This window comes from Allobosea sp. GW821-FHT09G06 (assembly GCF_059416005.1).
On record NZ_JBWKOI010000001.1, the window covers coordinates 1,694,836 to 1,708,473 of the forward strand.

General features: G+C 66.8%; 14 protein-coding genes. 12 read left to right on the top strand and 2 right to left on the bottom strand.

Features of this window, described 5'->3' with window-relative positions:
- Positions 1-114 precede the first annotated feature (114 nt).
- From AC07NY_RS08320 to AC07NY_RS08355, 8 genes are all read left to right on the top strand, one after another.
- Entirely contained in the window at positions 115-909 is a 795-nt protein-coding gene (locus AC07NY_RS08320; RefSeq protein WP_494583166.1) for a thymidylate synthase, read from the top strand.
- Positions 906-1,388 carry a GNAT family N-acetyltransferase gene (locus AC07NY_RS08325; RefSeq protein ID WP_494583168.1) on the top strand — a complete coding sequence of 161 codons (483 nt, stop codon included), beginning with the start codon at positions 906-908 and terminating at the stop codon, positions 1,386-1,388. Before AC07NY_RS08320 ends, AC07NY_RS08325 begins: the two co-directional genes overlap by 4 nt.
- A 5-nt stretch (positions 1,389-1,393) precedes the next feature.
- Positions 1,394-1,909: a dihydrofolate reductase gene (locus AC07NY_RS08330; protein WP_492287185.1), complete on the top strand. Its 516-nt coding sequence runs from the start codon at positions 1,394-1,396 to the stop codon at positions 1,907-1,909.
- Between the two features lie 154 nt (positions 1,910-2,063).
- Complete coding sequence (gene hflK / locus AC07NY_RS08335) at positions 2,064-3,227, top strand: FtsH protease activity modulator HflK (protein WP_494583170.1); 1,164 nt, start codon at positions 2,064-2,066, stop codon at positions 3,225-3,227.
- The gene (gene hflC / locus AC07NY_RS08340) at positions 3,224-4,159 is read left to right on the top strand and encodes a protease modulator HflC (RefSeq protein WP_494583172.1); all 936 of its coding nucleotides are present in this window, start codon (positions 3,224-3,226) and stop codon (positions 4,157-4,159) included. Before hflK ends, hflC begins: the two co-directional genes overlap by 4 nt.
- Before the next feature lie 18 nt (positions 4,160-4,177).
- Complete coding sequence (locus tag AC07NY_RS08345) at positions 4,178-4,369, top strand: DUF2065 domain-containing protein (protein WP_494583174.1); 192 nt, start codon at positions 4,178-4,180, stop codon at positions 4,367-4,369.
- 160 nt (positions 4,370-4,529) lie between these two features.
- Entirely contained in the window at positions 4,530-6,047 is a 1,518-nt protein-coding gene (locus AC07NY_RS08350; protein ID WP_492287188.1) for a DegQ family serine endoprotease, read from the top strand.
- Between the two features lie 148 nt (positions 6,048-6,195).
- On the top strand, positions 6,196-6,537 hold the full coding sequence (locus tag AC07NY_RS08355; protein WP_492287189.1) for a DHCW motif cupin fold protein: 342 nt from the start codon (positions 6,196-6,198) through the stop codon (positions 6,535-6,537).
- Positions 6,538-6,682: 145 nt separating this feature from the next.
- Here the strand turns inward: AC07NY_RS08355 and serB are convergent, their stop codons facing one another.
- The gene (gene serB, locus AC07NY_RS08360) at positions 6,683-7,570 is read right to left on the bottom strand and encodes a phosphoserine phosphatase SerB (RefSeq protein WP_494583176.1); all 888 of its coding nucleotides are present in this window, start codon (positions 7,568-7,570) and stop codon (positions 6,683-6,685) included.
- Between the two features lie 12 nt (positions 7,571-7,582).
- Here serB and miaA point away from each other — a divergent pair, with 12 nt between their 5' ends.
- Positions 7,583-8,509, top strand: coding sequence for a tRNA (adenosine(37)-N6)-dimethylallyltransferase MiaA (gene miaA / locus AC07NY_RS08365; protein ID WP_494583178.1), 927 nt, complete (start codon positions 7,583-7,585; stop codon positions 8,507-8,509).
- A gap of 3 nt (positions 8,510-8,512) precedes the next feature.
- On the opposite strand, the gene AC07NY_RS08370 is transcribed toward miaA, so the two are convergent.
- Entirely contained in the window at positions 8,513-9,976 is a 1,464-nt protein-coding gene (locus AC07NY_RS08370) for a GGDEF domain-containing protein (RefSeq protein WP_494583180.1), read from the bottom strand.
- 326 nt (positions 9,977-10,302) lie between these two features.
- Between AC07NY_RS08370 and AC07NY_RS08375 the strand changes: the two genes are divergently transcribed.
- From AC07NY_RS08375 to AC07NY_RS08385, 3 genes are all read left to right on the top strand, one after another.
- Positions 10,303-12,066, top strand: coding sequence for an acetolactate synthase 3 large subunit (locus AC07NY_RS08375; protein WP_494583181.1), 1,764 nt, complete (start codon positions 10,303-10,305; stop codon positions 12,064-12,066).
- Between the two features lie 159 nt (positions 12,067-12,225).
- Positions 12,226-12,936 (top strand): aspartate/glutamate racemase family protein, encoded by a 711-nt coding sequence (locus AC07NY_RS08380; RefSeq protein ID WP_494583183.1) that lies wholly within the window; start codon positions 12,226-12,228, stop codon positions 12,934-12,936.
- Complete coding sequence (locus tag AC07NY_RS08385) at positions 12,933-13,616, top strand: glutathione S-transferase family protein (RefSeq protein WP_494583185.1); 684 nt, start codon at positions 12,933-12,935, stop codon at positions 13,614-13,616. The genes AC07NY_RS08380 and AC07NY_RS08385 overlap by 4 nt, the downstream gene beginning before the upstream one ends.
- Positions 13,617-13,638 lie beyond the last annotated feature (22 nt).

Below are 13,638 nucleotides of genomic sequence, written 5' to 3' on the forward strand. Positions count from 1 at the left end.
CAGGCTCCCGCCATCAGCTGACAGGGTCTGCGCAAAGGCTGGGGATGCCTGCCTGCCGGGCGGGGCCAAGCCGCCTCCAAGCCGCTATAGTCGCGCGCCTTCCAGAGAGTCGCCATGCGCCAGTATCACGACCTGCTCCAACGCGTCCTGACCGAGGGCGTCCGCAAGGACGACCGCACCGGCACCGGCACGCTCGCCGTCTTCGGGCACCAGATGCGCTTCGACCTGTCTGAAGGCTTCCCGCTGGTCACGACCAAGAAGCTGCACCTGAAATCGATCATCCACGAGCTGATCTGGTTCCTGCGCGGCGACACCAATGTGCGCTACCTCCAGGAGAACGGCGTCACGATCTGGGATGAATGGGCCGATGCCAATGGCGATCTCGGCCCGGTCTATGGCCGGCAGTGGCGCTCCTGGGCGGCGCCGGACGGGCAGGTGATCGACCAGATCGCCTGGCTGGTGAACGAGATCCGCCGCAACCCGGATTCGCGCCGATTGATCGTCTCGGCCTGGAACCCGGCCGATATCCCGAAGATGGCGCTGGCGCCCTGCCATTGCCTGTTCCAGTTCTTCGTCGCCAACGGCAAGCTCTCCTGCCAGCTCTACCAGCGCTCGGCCGATGTCTTCCTCGGCGTGCCCTTCAACGTCGCGAGCTATGCCCTGCTGACGCATATGGTGGCGCAGGTGACGGGGTTGGGCGTCGGCGAGTTCGTGCATTCCTTCGGTGATACGCATCTCTACGTGAACCATCTCGACCAGACGCGGCTGCAGCTGTCGCGCGAGCCGCGCGCGCTGCCGAAGCTCACCCTCAATCCGGCAGTGACGCGGCTGGAGGATTTCGAGTTCGCCGACGTCACCATCACCGATTACGATCCGCATCCCGGCATCAAGGCTCCGATCGCAGTATGACCCTGACCATCCGTTCCGCCCGTCCCGGCGAGGCCGGGCTCGTGCTCGCCTTCATCCGCGAGCTCGCCGAATACGAGAAGCTGCTGCACGAGGTCGTGGCGACCGAGGCCGAGCTCGAAGCCGCGCTGTTCGGGCCGAATCCGAAGACCTTCTGCGACATCGCCGAATGGGATGGCGAGCCGGTCGGCTTCGCCGTGTGGTTCTACACCTATTCGACCTTCTCCGGCCGGCACGGCATCTGGCTGGAGGACCTCTATGTCCGGCCGGACCAGCGAGGGCGCGGCATCGGCAAGGCCCTGATCGCGGGGCTGGCGCGGCGCTGCGTCGATGAAGGCCTGCCGCGCCTCGCCTGGTGGGTGCTGAACTGGAACGAGCCCTCGCGCGTCTTCTACCGGGCGATCGGCGCCAAGGCGCAAGACGAATGGACCGTGAAGCGGCTGGAAGGCGAAGCGCTGGCGAAGCTCGGCGCGGAGGCGTGAGCGCAATGCAGCCTCTTCCGGTCGTCCTCGTCGCGGCCATCGCCGACAATGGCGTGATCGGCAGCGACAACAAGCTGATCTGGCGGTTGAAGACCGACATGCAGCGCTTCCGCCGGCTGACGACCGGCTGCCCGATCATCATGGGGCGCAAGACCTATCTCTCGATCGGCAAGCCCTTGCCGGGCCGTCAGACGGTGGTGCTGACGCGGGATCGCGCCTTCCATGCCGAAGGCGTCCATGTCGTCCATGAGGTCGGGGAGGCGCTGACGCTGGCCCAGTCACTGGGCCAGGAGATGGGCGCCCATGCCGTCATCATCGGCGGCGGCACCGAAATCTACGCGCAGATGCTGCCGCTGGCCGACCGGCTCGAACTCACCATGGTTCATGCGCGGCCTTCCGGCGACGCGGCATTCCCAGGATGGGACGAGGGCGCCTTCGCCGAGACGGCGCGGGAAAGCCATCCAGCCGATGCCGAGAACGACCATCCTTATACCTTCGTCACCTATGCCAGGCGCGGCTGATCGCCGCTTTCCGTTCACGATGAATGGCTTGCGCCGTTGACGAATCCATGGCCCATGACCAAGTCAGCCCAGCGCCTTCGGTCGAAGGCGCTGACAAGCGGCCGTGATTTGCTTATGGCTCGGCCTCGATAGAACGAAAGGGAACGGCTCGCGAATGCCTTGGAGCAATCAGAGCGGCGGTGGCAGCGGCGGGGGCGGACCCTGGGGCCAGCGCGGAGGTAATGGCGGCGGCGGTCCCTGGGGCGGCGGTTCAGGCGGGGGCGGTGGCAACGGCAATCCGCCCGATCTCGAGGAGATCCTGCGGCGCAGCCAGGACCGGCTGAAGAACCTTGTACCGGGCGGCAATATCGGCGGGCGCGGCCTGATCATCGGCGGTCTGCTGCTGATCCTGCTCTGGCTCGGCTCCGGCATCTATTTCGTGCGGCCCAACGAGGTCGGCCTCAACGTCGTCTTCGGCCGCTTCGCCGGCAAGACCGGCGAGGGCATGAACTGGAACTGGCCTTACCCGATCGGCAGCGTGGTCAAGCCGCAGGTGACGAACGTGATCACCACCGAGGTCGGTTTCCGCACGGTCGAATCGGTGCGAGCCTCGCGCCAGACCGACGTCACCGAGGAGAGCCTGATGCTCACCGGCGACGAGAACATCGTCGATATCGACTTCATCGTGCAGTGGCAGATCGATCCGGCCGCGCCCGAGAACTACGTCTTCAACATCCAGGATCCGCCGGGCACCGTGAAGGCCGTGGCCGAGAGCGCGATGCGCGAGATCATCGGCCGCCGCAACATCCAGCCGGTGCTGACGACCGATCGCGGCGCGATCGAGACCGAGGTGCGCCAGCTGATGCAGGAGACGCTCAACGGCTACAATGCCGGCGTGCAGATTCGCCTCGTCCAGCTCCAGAAGGTCGACCCGCCGCAGCAGGTCATCGACGCCTTCCGCGACGTCCAGGCGGCCCGTGCCGACCAGGAGCGCCTGCGCAACGAGGCGCAGACCTATGCCAACCGCATCGTGCCGGAGGCGCGTGGTCGCGCGGCCGGGCTGGTCCAGTCGGCGGAAGCCTTCAAGGAACAGACCGTCGCCGAAGCGCGTGGTCAGGCCAGCCGCTTCAACGCGGTCTACGAGCAGTACAAGAACGCTCCGGGCGTGACGCGCGAGCGTCTCTTCCTGGAGACGATGGAACGCGTGATGGGCGGGACCGACAAGATCATCCTCGACAACCCGGCGGGCGGGCAGGGCGTGGTGCCCTATCTGCCGCTGGACCAGCTCCAGCAGCGTCGCCCGGTGCCGGGCCAGCAGCAGGGAGGGGCTCAGCGATGAACTCCCCCGTGTTGCGCGCGGCGCTTCTCGTCGCGGTCATCGTCGCCGCAGTCGTTCTGTACGCCTGCACCTTCGTGGTCTCGCAGACCCAATCGGCTCTCGTGCTGCGCCTCGGCGCGGTCCGCAGCGTCGTCACGGCGCCGGGCCTCTATTTCAAGCTGCCGGCTCCGTTCGAGCAGGTGACCCTGCTCGACAACCGCATCCTCGACCTCGACCTGCCGGCGCAGGAAATCATCGCCTCGGACCAGAAGCGTCTCGTGGTCGATGCCTTCACGCGCTACCGGATCTCGGACCCGCTGCGCTTCTACCAGGCGGTCAACAACATCCCGCGCGCGAACTCGCAGCTCGCCTCGATCGTGAACGGTAATGTTCGCTCGGTGCTGGCGGAGGCGTCCTTCATCGCGATGGTTCGCACCGAGCGTTCGCGCCTGATGAACCGCATCCGCGACGACGTGAACCGCGAGGCGGCGCGCTTCGGCATGACCGTCGTCGATGTCCGTTTGCGGCGCGTCGACCTGCCGGCGGCGAACTCCGCGGCGGTGTTCCAGCGCATGCAGACCGAACGCCAGCGCGAGGCGGCGGAAGCACGCGCGCTCGGCGGCCAGCAGGCCCAGGAGGTCCGGGCCCGGGCCGACAGGGATGCCACCGTGATCGTCGCCGAGGCGCAGCAGCGCTCCGACGTGATCCGCGGTGAAGGCGAGGCGGAGCGTAACAAGGTCTTCGCCGAAGTCTTCGGCAAGGATCCGGAGTTCTTCTCCTTCTACCGCTCGATGCAGGCCTATGAAGCCAGCATCAAGCCCGGGGATACGCGGATGGTGCTGACGCCGGATTCGCCGTTCTTCCGGTATTTCAACGGCCCGAACGCGCAGCGTCAGGACGGCCAGGCTGGTGCTTCGGCGACGCCTGCCACGCCTGCGCCGGCCCGGCCCTGATCAAGGCGAGCGACGCGAATGCTAGATTTCATCGCGGCGCTCGGCCTGGTCTTCGCTATCGAGGGTATTCTCTTCGCCGCGATCCCGCATCTGGCGAAGGATGCCCTCCGTAGCGCGGCCGAAACGCCGGTGGACCGGATGCGGCTCATCGGCATCGGCTCGGCGGTGCTGGGCGTGATCCTGGTCTGGCTCGCGCGCGGCGTCTGGTAGCAGCGGGGGCGGGCACATGATCGTGTTCGATGACATGATCGTGCGTCGCCCTTCCGCCGCATTTCGGAGTTCAATCATCAGGCGCGTCCGTCTGCCTTGAGGCATCGGGCGCGCCTGCCTGCATCGATCGGCCCGTATTCTTCCGAACATGAGGACCCCTATGGCATCGAACACCCTTTCCGCAGCCAGGCCTGTCCGCATCGCTCTCGCTGCCGGCGTCGCCGGCCTCGCGCTGCTGGCTTCGCCGGTGCTGGCGCCGGGGCATGCGCAGGCCAACACGCCGCTCCTCCAGGGGCAGACCTCGCTTGCCGACCTCGTCGACAAGGTCATGCCGGCAGTGGTCAACATCGCGGCGGTCACCACCAACGACACGAAGGGCCGCAACCTGCCGCAATTGCCGCAGCTCGGCCCCGACACGCCCTTCGGCGACCTGTTCGAGGAATTCTTCAACCGCCGCAACCAGCAGGGCGAGCGCCAGGCGCCGCAGCAGCGCCGCTCGCAATCGGCGGGCTCCGGCTTCGTGGTTGACCCCTCCGGCATCGTGGTCACCAACAACCACGTCATCGGCGACGCCAACGAGATCACGGTGATCTTCAATGACGGCCTGCGCCTCAAGGCCGAGGTGATCGGCAAGGACAGCAAGGTCGATCTCGCCGTGCTGCGCGTGAAGCACGACAAGCCGCTGCCTTCGGTCAAGTTCGGCGATTCCGACAAGATGCGGATCGGCGACCCCGTGATGGCGATCGGCAACCCGTTCGGCCTCGGCGGCTCGGTCTCCTCGGGCATCGTCTCGGCCCGCAACCGCGACATCAGCCAGGGGCCGTACGACACCTATATCCAGACCGACGCGGCCATCAACAAGGGCAATTCGGGCGGCCCGCTGTTCAACATGGCCGGCGAGGTCATCGGCATCAACACGGCGATCCTGTCGCCGACGGGCGGCTCGGTCGGCATCGGCTTCGCCGTGCCTTCGACGCTGGCGACCAATGTCGTCGACCAGCTCAAGGAGTTCGGCGAGACCCGGCGCGGCTGGCTCGGCGTGCGCATCCAGACGGTCGACGACGCCACCGCCGAAGCGCTCGGCCTCGGCTCGGCGCGCGGCGCGCTCGTCGCCGGCATCGACGAGAAGGGTCCGGCGAAGCCCGCCGGCCTGGAGACCGGTGACGTGATCGTCAAGTTCGACGGCAAGGACGTGAAGGATTCGCGCGACCTGCCGCGCATCGTCGCCGCGACGCCCGTCGGCAAGGACGTGCCGCTCGTGGTGGTCCGCAAGGGCAAGGAAGAGACCAAGACGGTCAAGCTCGGCCGCCTCGAGGATGGCGAGAAGGTCCAGTCGGCCTCGGCGAACAAGCCTGCGGCCGAGCCGGCCAAGCCCGTGGTGACGAGCGCGCTCGGCCTCGAGTTCTCGCCGCAGACGGACGAGCTCCGGAAGCGCTACTCGATCAAGGACGGCCTCAAGGGCGTTGTCATCACCAAGGTCGATGCCAACTCGAACGCCGCCGACAAGCGCGTGCTCGTCGGCGAATTGATCGTCGAAGTCGGCCAGGAGCCGGTCAACGCTCCGGCAGACGTGACCAAGCGGCTCGACGTGCTGAAGAAGGAAGGCAAGAAATCCGCCCTCCTGCTCGTTTCGAACGGCCAGGGTGAGGTCCGCTTCGTCGCAGTGTCGATGAATTGAGACCGGCAGAAACGGTTGAATGAAAAGGGCGGTCCGGCTGGGCCGCCCTTTTTCATGCCCTGTCCGCAGGTCGGTGACGAGGTGGGTGCGCTGGTGCAGACCGGTTGAACGCGGCTAGAGCTTGGCGACGGCGCCCGGAGAGACCGAGATGAAGCTCAGCGAAATTCCCTTCGTCACCACCGACTGGGCGACGATTCCCGTGGAGCGCCATGCCGGCGACAGCGGCGAGGCGACCTGGCGCGTCCAGTATTTCGGCCCCGAGGGCAATCGCATTCGGGTGCGGATGGTCGAGTATTCGCCCGGCTATGTCGCCGATCACTGGTGCTCGAAGGGTCACATCATCCTGTGCCTGGAAGGCGAGATGGAGACCACGCTCGCCGACGGCCGTGTGCTGCCGCTCCGCGCCGGCATGAGCTATCAGGTCGCCGACAATGCCGAGGCGCATCGCTCCGCGACCAAGACCGGCGCGAAGCTCTTCATCGTCGATTGAAGCGCTGCTCTTAGGCGCGAGTCATCCCGGGCGACCGGAGTGAGACCCGGGATCCATTCCGGAGCGCTTCCGATAAAGGTTCCGGAATGGATCCCGGATCTTCGCTTCGCTCCGTCCGGGATGACCCGCGGTTTGGAATGTAAGATCAGCTCCGGACGATCTCGCTGCCCGTGTAGCCCTGGGCATAGAGCAGCGCGGTGAGATCGGCATGGTCGAGCCGCGCATCGGCTGCGGCTGCCACCGCAGGCTTGGCACGGAAGGCGGCGCCGAGCCCAGCCTCGCCGAGCATGGCGAGATCATTGGCTCCGTCGCCGACGGCCATGGTTTGCGCGGGCGCAAGCTTGAAACGGGCGCGCAATTCGATCAGCGCGTCGAGCTTGGCCTGCTTGCCCAGGATGGGATCGGCGACCGTTCCGTTCAGGATGCCGTCATTGGCGAGCAGGGTGTTGGAGCGATGCTCGTCGAAGCCGATGGTCTGGCCGATCGGCCCGGTGAAGACGGTGAAGCCGCCCGAAACCAGCGCAGTGTAGCCGCCATTGGCGCGCATCGTCTGGACGAGTTCGCGCCCACCCGGCGTCAGTGTGATGCGGTCGCGGATGATCTCGCCGACGACGGAGAGCGGCACGCCCTTCAGCAAGGCGACGCGCTCGCGCAAGGCCGGTTCGAAATCGATCTCGCCGCGCATGGCGCGTTCGGTGATCGCGGCGACATGCTCCTTCAAGCCCACGAAGGCGGCGAGCTCGTCGATGCATTCCTGGCCGATCATGGTCGAATCCATGTCGGCGAGGAACAGCGCCTTGCGGCGCGTCGCCGCCGGCTGAACGATGACGTCGATCGCCGCGCCTGTCAGTTCCGTGCGGATGTCGGCTTCGAGCTTGCGTGCATCGGCTGCTTCCGCGAAGAGGTCGGCAGCGATTTCGCCGTCGAGCACCGCCGTGCCGGTGATGCCGGGCAGGGCGCGGGCGAGGTGGGCGAGAAGGGCTTCGCCGACCAGCGCCTGGCCGTGGGCGGATACGAGTGTGGCGACGAGCATGTGAGGAACCGGGTGAAGGCGGAAGGGCAATTCGGCGCGGTGCTCATCGCAGGTCCGACCGCGAGCGGCAAGTCCGCGCTGGCGATCGAGATCGCGCGCCGCACCGGCGGCACCGTCGTCAACGCCGATTCCATGCAGGTTTATGCCGATCTGCGTGTCCTGTCGGCCCGGCCTAGCGAAACCGAGGAGGCAATGGTCCCGCATCGCCTCTACGGGCATGTCGATGGCGCTGTGAACTATTCGGCGATGCGCTATGCCACCGATGTGACGGTGTTGCTGGCGGAGTTGCGTGCGAGCGGCTCCCTGCCGATCCTGGTCGGTGGCACCGGGCTCTATTTCAAGGCCGTCACCGAGGGCTTTTCGGCGATGCCGCCGGTGCCGGAAGAGGTGCGGGTCGCTTTCCGCGCCGATGCCGAGGGGCGCGAGACGGCAGCGCTCCATGCCGAACTTGCCGCTTGCGATCCCGCCATGGCGGAGCGACTGCGCCCGAGCGACCGGATGCGGATCATGCGCGCGCTGGAGGTTTTCCGGGCGACGGGGCGCTCGCTGGCGAGCTTCCAGGGCGAGCGCGAGCCGGGGCCGCTGGGCGATGTGCCGACGCTCCGGCTATTCGCCCATCCGGAGCGCGATGCGGTGCGAGAGCGGATCGACCGACGCTTCGAAGTCATGATGGGTGAGGGTGCGCTGGACGAGGTTGCACGGTTGAAGCAGCGAGGGCTCGATCCGCTCTTGCCGATCATGCGCGCGCATGGCGTGCCGGGCCTGATCGCCCATCTCGATGGCGAGATCACGCTGGACGAGGCGATCCGGCGCGGCCAGGCCGATACGCGCGCCTATGCCAAGCGGCAGGTGACGTGGTTCCGTCACCAGATGGCAGGCTGGGAAGCGGTCGCGCCAGAGGCTGCGCTGGAACTGGCCGCGCAGCGTCTCGGGCTCTGAGCCTCAGGCCGCTTCGGCGACAGGAGCGGGATCGGCGAGGCCGAGCCGGTTGCGGCCTTCGTTCTTGGCGCGATAGAGCGCCTGGTCGGCGCGGGCCGTCAGGGATGCCAGCGTTTCGCCGGCGTGAAGCGCTGCGATGCCGAGGCTCGCGGTCACCTTGAGCGCCAGGGTCTCGGAGACCGGCATGGAGCGGGTGAGCAGGGCGTCCTGAATCTGGCGCGCGCTCGCCGCGGCCGAGGCGAGGTCGCAGTCCTGCAGCAGGATGGCGAATTCCTCGCCGCCGAAGCGGCCGACGAGGTTGTGCTCGTTGCGGAACTGGCCGAGTAGCAGATCGGCGAAGGCACGGATCACCGCATCGCCGGCCGGGTGCCCGTAGGTGTCGTTGACCTGCTTGAAATGGTCGAGATCGACGATGATGAGGGCGATGTCGGTGCTGTCCGCCTCGCTCGCCGCGATCGCGGCATTGGCCTTTTCGGTGAAGGAGCGGCGGTTGAGCAGCGCGGTCAGCGGGTCCGTCTCCGCCAGGCGGCGCAGTTCCTTCTCGCGTTCCTCGCGCAGGCCGATTTCCTCGGAAAGCGCGCGGCGGGTCGCCCGCTCGCGGCCGATCTCCAGCGCCAGCGTGGCGGCGCGCATCTGCAAGGTCTGGTTGGCGACCGTCAGGTCGGTGATGTCCGTCAGCGTGAGAAGAAGGCCGTCGCCGAGCGGAGCGATCGCGACCCTGAGCCAGGTCGTGGCGCCGTCGCGCGTGAAGGAGACCTCGAGCGTGTCGGCGCGCTGCAGGTCGATGGCGTAGAGGCAGCGGCGCCAGACCGAAGCGTCGGACAGGAAGGTCAGGCTTTCGCGGCCATCGGTGTCGAGCAGGTCGTTCTCTGCGCGACCGCTCAACTCTGCGGCGCGCCGGTTCGCGGTGACGACGACGGCCTGCTCGATCTGGCCGGCTGCGTCGCGAATGGCGCGCAGGGCGACGATGCCGCTGGGCGAGGAGTCCAGCACGGCATTGAGCAGATCCTCGCGGAACTGCAGCGGACGGCTAAAGGCGATGATGAAGCGGCGCCCGTCGCGCGTGGTGGTCGGCAGGAGCAGGCGCTCCCAGAGCGCGACGCGCACCGTCTGGGTCGAGCGATGCACGGTATAGAGCGGCCGATCCTCGGCGATGGCTTGGTCGAAGCTGTCGGTCGAGAAGCGGGCGACGTGCTCGCGCATGTCCGAGAGGCGCTTGCCGAGGCGGCTGGCGCCGGAATAGCGGATGATCTCGCGCCCGAAATGCAGCCAGCGATAGTCGCCGTCGCCGGTGGGTTCCAGGATCATCAGGTCCTCGCCGAATTCCGGCAGCAGCGCGGCGGCGAGCTTCTCGTAGCCGACGGGCTCGCCGTCCTGACGATGAAGCGCGAAGCGGCTCAGAATCCGTGCGATCTCCGGGGCATGGCCGCGGGCCGCGATATTCTCGGTGTGGACCTCGTAGTACATATCCGTCCCGGTTCGAGCGGGGAGAACCTAGCGCCGACGGATTGAGAAAGTGTTCCCTTGCGGCATGGCATTTTCCGGACTCGACGGAAGTGCCGATCCCCGCACATGTTAACGCTTGACCGGCTGCGCGGCCTCCGTTAGCGTTCGGCAACTTTCGTCAAGGAACATGTGCGCAATGCGCAAGCTTATTCTCGTAGAGGTGCGCTGGTAGGGGCCGGTTTTCGAACCGGGCGTCCCCGACGCCAGCGCACGCCCAGGCCCCTCCGAGGGCCTTTTTTATTGCCCGCATTCCAGACCGACAAAAAGACCAGCCGCAGGAGAGCGTAATGAGCGAGATGATGACCGGCGCCGAGATGGTCGTCCGCGCGCTTCAGGATCAAGGTGTCGAGCACCTGTTCGGTTATCCGGGCGGCGCCGTACTCCCGATCTACGACGCCATTTTCCAGCAGGACAAGGTCAAGCACGTCCTCGTCCGCCACGAGCAGGGCGCGGTCCACGCCGCCGAGGGCTATGCCCGCTCCGGCGCCGGCAAGGTCGGCTGCGTGCTCGTTACCTCCGGCCCCGGCGCGACCAATGCCGTCACGGGCCTGACCGATGCGCTGCTCGACTCGATCCCGCTCGTCGTCATCACCGGCCAGGTGCCGACGCATCTGATCGGCTCGGACGCCTTCCAGGAATGCGACACGGTCGGCATCACCCGCTCCTGCACCAAGCACAACTACCTGGTGAAGAGCATCCACGACCTGCCGCGCATCCTGCACGAGGCGTTCTACGTCGCCGCCAACGGCCGCCCGGGCCCGGTCGTGATCGACATCCCCAAGGACATCCAGTTCGCGACCGGCGCCTATAGCCGCCCGCGCGACAACCAGCACAAGACCTATCGCCCGGTGGTCAAGGGCGACCTGAACAAGATCAAGGCCGCGGTCGAGCTGATCGCCGGCGCCAAGCGGCCGGTCTTCTATACCGGCGGCGGCGTGATCAATTCCGGCCCGCATGCCTCGGTGCTGCTGCGCGAACTGGCGCGGCTGACCGGCTTCCCGGTCACCTCGACGCTGATGGGACTGGGCGCCTTCCCGGCCGCCGACAAGCAGTGGCTCGGCATGCTCGGCATGCACGGCACCTACGAGGCGAACCTCGCGATGCATGACTGCGACGTCATGATCAATATCGGCGCGCGCTTCGACGACCGCATCACCGGGCGCATCGATGGCTTCTCGCCGCGCTCGAAGAAGATCCATATCGACATCGATCCGTCCTCGATCAACAAGACGGTCAAGGTCGATATCGGCATCGTCGGCGATTGCGCCCATGTGCTCGAGGACATGGTCCGGATCTGGCGCGAGACCAGTCCGCAAGTCGACAAGACCGCGCTCGCCGCCTGGTGGACGAAGATCGACGGCTGGCGCGGCCGCAAGAGCCTCGCCTACAAGAACTCGGACACGATCATCAAGCCGCAATATGCGCTGGAGCGCCTCCATGCTCTGACCAAGGATCGCGACACCTACATCACGACCGAGGTTGGCCAGCACCAGATGTGGGCCGCGCAGTATCTGCATTTCCAGGAGCCCAACCGCTGGATGACCTCGGGCGGTCTCGGCACGATGGGCTACGGCCTGCCGGCAGCGATCGGCGTGCAGATGAAGCATCCCAAGGCGCTGGTCATCGACGTCGCCGGCGAGGCTTCGATCCTGATGAACATGCAGGAGATGTCGACGGCCGTTCAGTACCGTTTGCCGGTGAAGATCTTCATCCTCAACAACGAGTACATGGGCATGGTGCGCCAGTGGCAGGAATTGCTGCATGGCGGGCGCTATTCGGAGAGCTATTCGCAGTCCTTGCCTGACTTCGTGAAGCTCGCCGAGGCCTATGGCGGCCACGGCATCCGCTGCTCCGACCCGGCCAAGCTCGACGACGCGATCATGGAGATGATCGAGACGCCCGGTCCGGTGATCTTCGACTGCCTCGTCGCGAAGGAAGAGAACTGCTTCCCGATGATCCCGTCGGGCAAGGCCCATAACGAGATGATCCTGCCCGATTTCGAGGGCGATACCGGCGAGATCATCGACGCCAAGGGCAAGCAGCTCGTTTGAGCTCATCCAGTCTCCCTCAGCCCTCATCCTGAGGAGCCGCGTCAGCGGCGTCTCGAAGGATGCTCAAACGGGCGGGGAGGCATCTGGATCATCCTTCGAGATGCGGGCTTCGCCCGCTCCTCAGGATGAGGGCTGAGGGTACGATTGAAGGAAAACACCATGGCCAGCATCGGTCTGATCGGCGGGATGAGCTGGGAGTCGACCGCGGTCTACTACCGGCTCCTCAACGAGGGCGTGCGTGCGCGCTCGGGCGGTTTGCATTCGGCCGACGTGCTGCTGCATTCGGTCGACTTCGCTGGTATCGCCGAAATGCAGGCCAAGGGCGACTGGGCTGCGGCCGGTGCTGTGCTGGCCGCGAGCGCGCGCCGCCTCGAGCAGGGCGGGGCCTCCTGCCTCGTGCTCTGCACCAACACCATGCACAAGGTCGCGGACCAGATCATCGCCGCGACCAAGCTGCCCTTCCTGCATCTCGCCGACGTGACGGCGCGGGCGGTTCTGGCTTCGTCCTCGCGCCGGCCGCTTCTGCTGGCGACGCGCTTCACCATGGAGCAGGGCTTCTATCGCGACCGGCTCCGGGCCTTTGGCGTCGAGGCGCTGGTGCCGGCCCCCGAGGAGCGCGACGACGTCCATCGCATCATCTACGAGGAGTTGTGTCGCGGGCGGATCGAGCCGGCCTCGCGCGAGCGCTACCGCGCCATCGTCGCGCGCGCCGCGAAGGAGGAGGGCGCCGACGGCGTCATTCTCGGCTGCACCGAGATCGGCCTCCTGCTGTCGCAGGGCGATGTTTCCGTGCCGGTGTTCGAGACGACGGCCCTGCATGTCGCGGCGGCACTCGATTTCGTCGATGAGTGGGAGGTTGCCGCGGCATGAAGCTTCTGATCGGCAACAAATGCTATTCGTCCTGGTCGCTTCGGGCCTGGCTCCTGATGCGCGTGGCTGGCATCGCCTTCACCGAGCAGCTCGTGCCGCTCGACGAGCCCGGCTTCAAGGAGACCGTCTTCGCCGCGGCGCCCGGCAGCGGCGGCACGCTGCCGATGGTGGTCGATGGCGATGTCGCCGTATGGGAGACGCTGGCGATCTGCGAGTATCTGCATGACACGCATCCGCAGGCCGGGATCTGGCCGCGCGACGCTGCGGCGCGCGCGCATGCGCGGGCTATCTCTAGCGAGATGCATGCCGGCTTCATGGCGCTGCGCAGTGCCTGCCCGATGAATCTGGGCAAGCGCTTCGCCGCGCGCGATCGCGGTCCCGGCGTTGCCCGCGATGTCGAGCGGCTGACCGCGCTGTGGCGGCAGGCGCGCGAGCGCTTCGGCGCGGGCGGGCCTTTCCTCTACGGCGCCTTCTCGGCTGCGGATGCGATGTTCGCGCCGGTCGTCACCCGCTTCGATACCTATGGCATCGCGGTCGACCCGGTTTCGCAGGACTACATGCGCGCGATCCTCGCGCTGCCGGCCTATCGCGAGTGGCTCGCCGCCGCGCTGGTCGAGCCCTGGATCGTAGCGCAGGACGAGGTGGACGAACCCGCCCTCGTCGATCTCCGCCACAGCTGATCATTCCTTCTCTTTCGCTCCA

Excerpts from the sequence above, each read along its gene's own strand:
- AC07NY_RS08320 (WP_494583166.1), top strand. The coding sequence starts at position 115 with ATGCGCCAGTATCACGACCTGCTCCAACGCGTCCTGACCGAGGGCGTC.
- AC07NY_RS08325 (WP_494583168.1), top strand. The coding sequence starts at position 906 with ATGACCCTGACCATCCGTTCCGCCCGTCCCGGCGAGGCCGGGCTCGTG.
- AC07NY_RS08330 (WP_492287185.1), top strand. The coding sequence starts at position 1,394 with ATGCAGCCTCTTCCGGTCGTCCTCGTCGCGGCCATCGCCGACAATGGC.
- hflK (WP_494583170.1), top strand. The coding sequence starts at position 2,064 with ATGCCTTGGAGCAATCAGAGCGGCGGTGGCAGCGGCGGGGGCGGACCC.
- hflC (WP_494583172.1), top strand. The coding sequence starts at position 3,224 with ATGAACTCCCCCGTGTTGCGCGCGGCGCTTCTCGTCGCGGTCATCGTC.
- AC07NY_RS08345 (WP_494583174.1), top strand. The coding sequence starts at position 4,178 with ATGCTAGATTTCATCGCGGCGCTCGGCCTGGTCTTCGCTATCGAGGGT.
- AC07NY_RS08350 (WP_492287188.1), top strand. The coding sequence starts at position 4,530 with ATGGCATCGAACACCCTTTCCGCAGCCAGGCCTGTCCGCATCGCTCTC.
- AC07NY_RS08355 (WP_492287189.1), top strand. The coding sequence starts at position 6,196 with ATGAAGCTCAGCGAAATTCCCTTCGTCACCACCGACTGGGCGACGATT.
- serB (WP_494583176.1), bottom strand. The coding sequence starts at position 7,570 with ATGCTCGTCGCCACACTCGTATCCGCCCACGGCCAGGCGCTGGTCGGC.
- AC07NY_RS08370 (WP_494583180.1), bottom strand. The coding sequence starts at position 9,976 with ATGTACTACGAGGTCCACACCGAGAATATCGCGGCCCGCGGCCATGCC.
- AC07NY_RS08375 (WP_494583181.1), top strand. The coding sequence starts at position 10,303 with ATGAGCGAGATGATGACCGGCGCCGAGATGGTCGTCCGCGCGCTTCAG.
- AC07NY_RS08380 (WP_494583183.1), top strand. The coding sequence starts at position 12,226 with ATGGCCAGCATCGGTCTGATCGGCGGGATGAGCTGGGAGTCGACCGCG.
- AC07NY_RS08385 (WP_494583185.1), top strand. The coding sequence starts at position 12,933 with ATGAAGCTTCTGATCGGCAACAAATGCTATTCGTCCTGGTCGCTTCGG.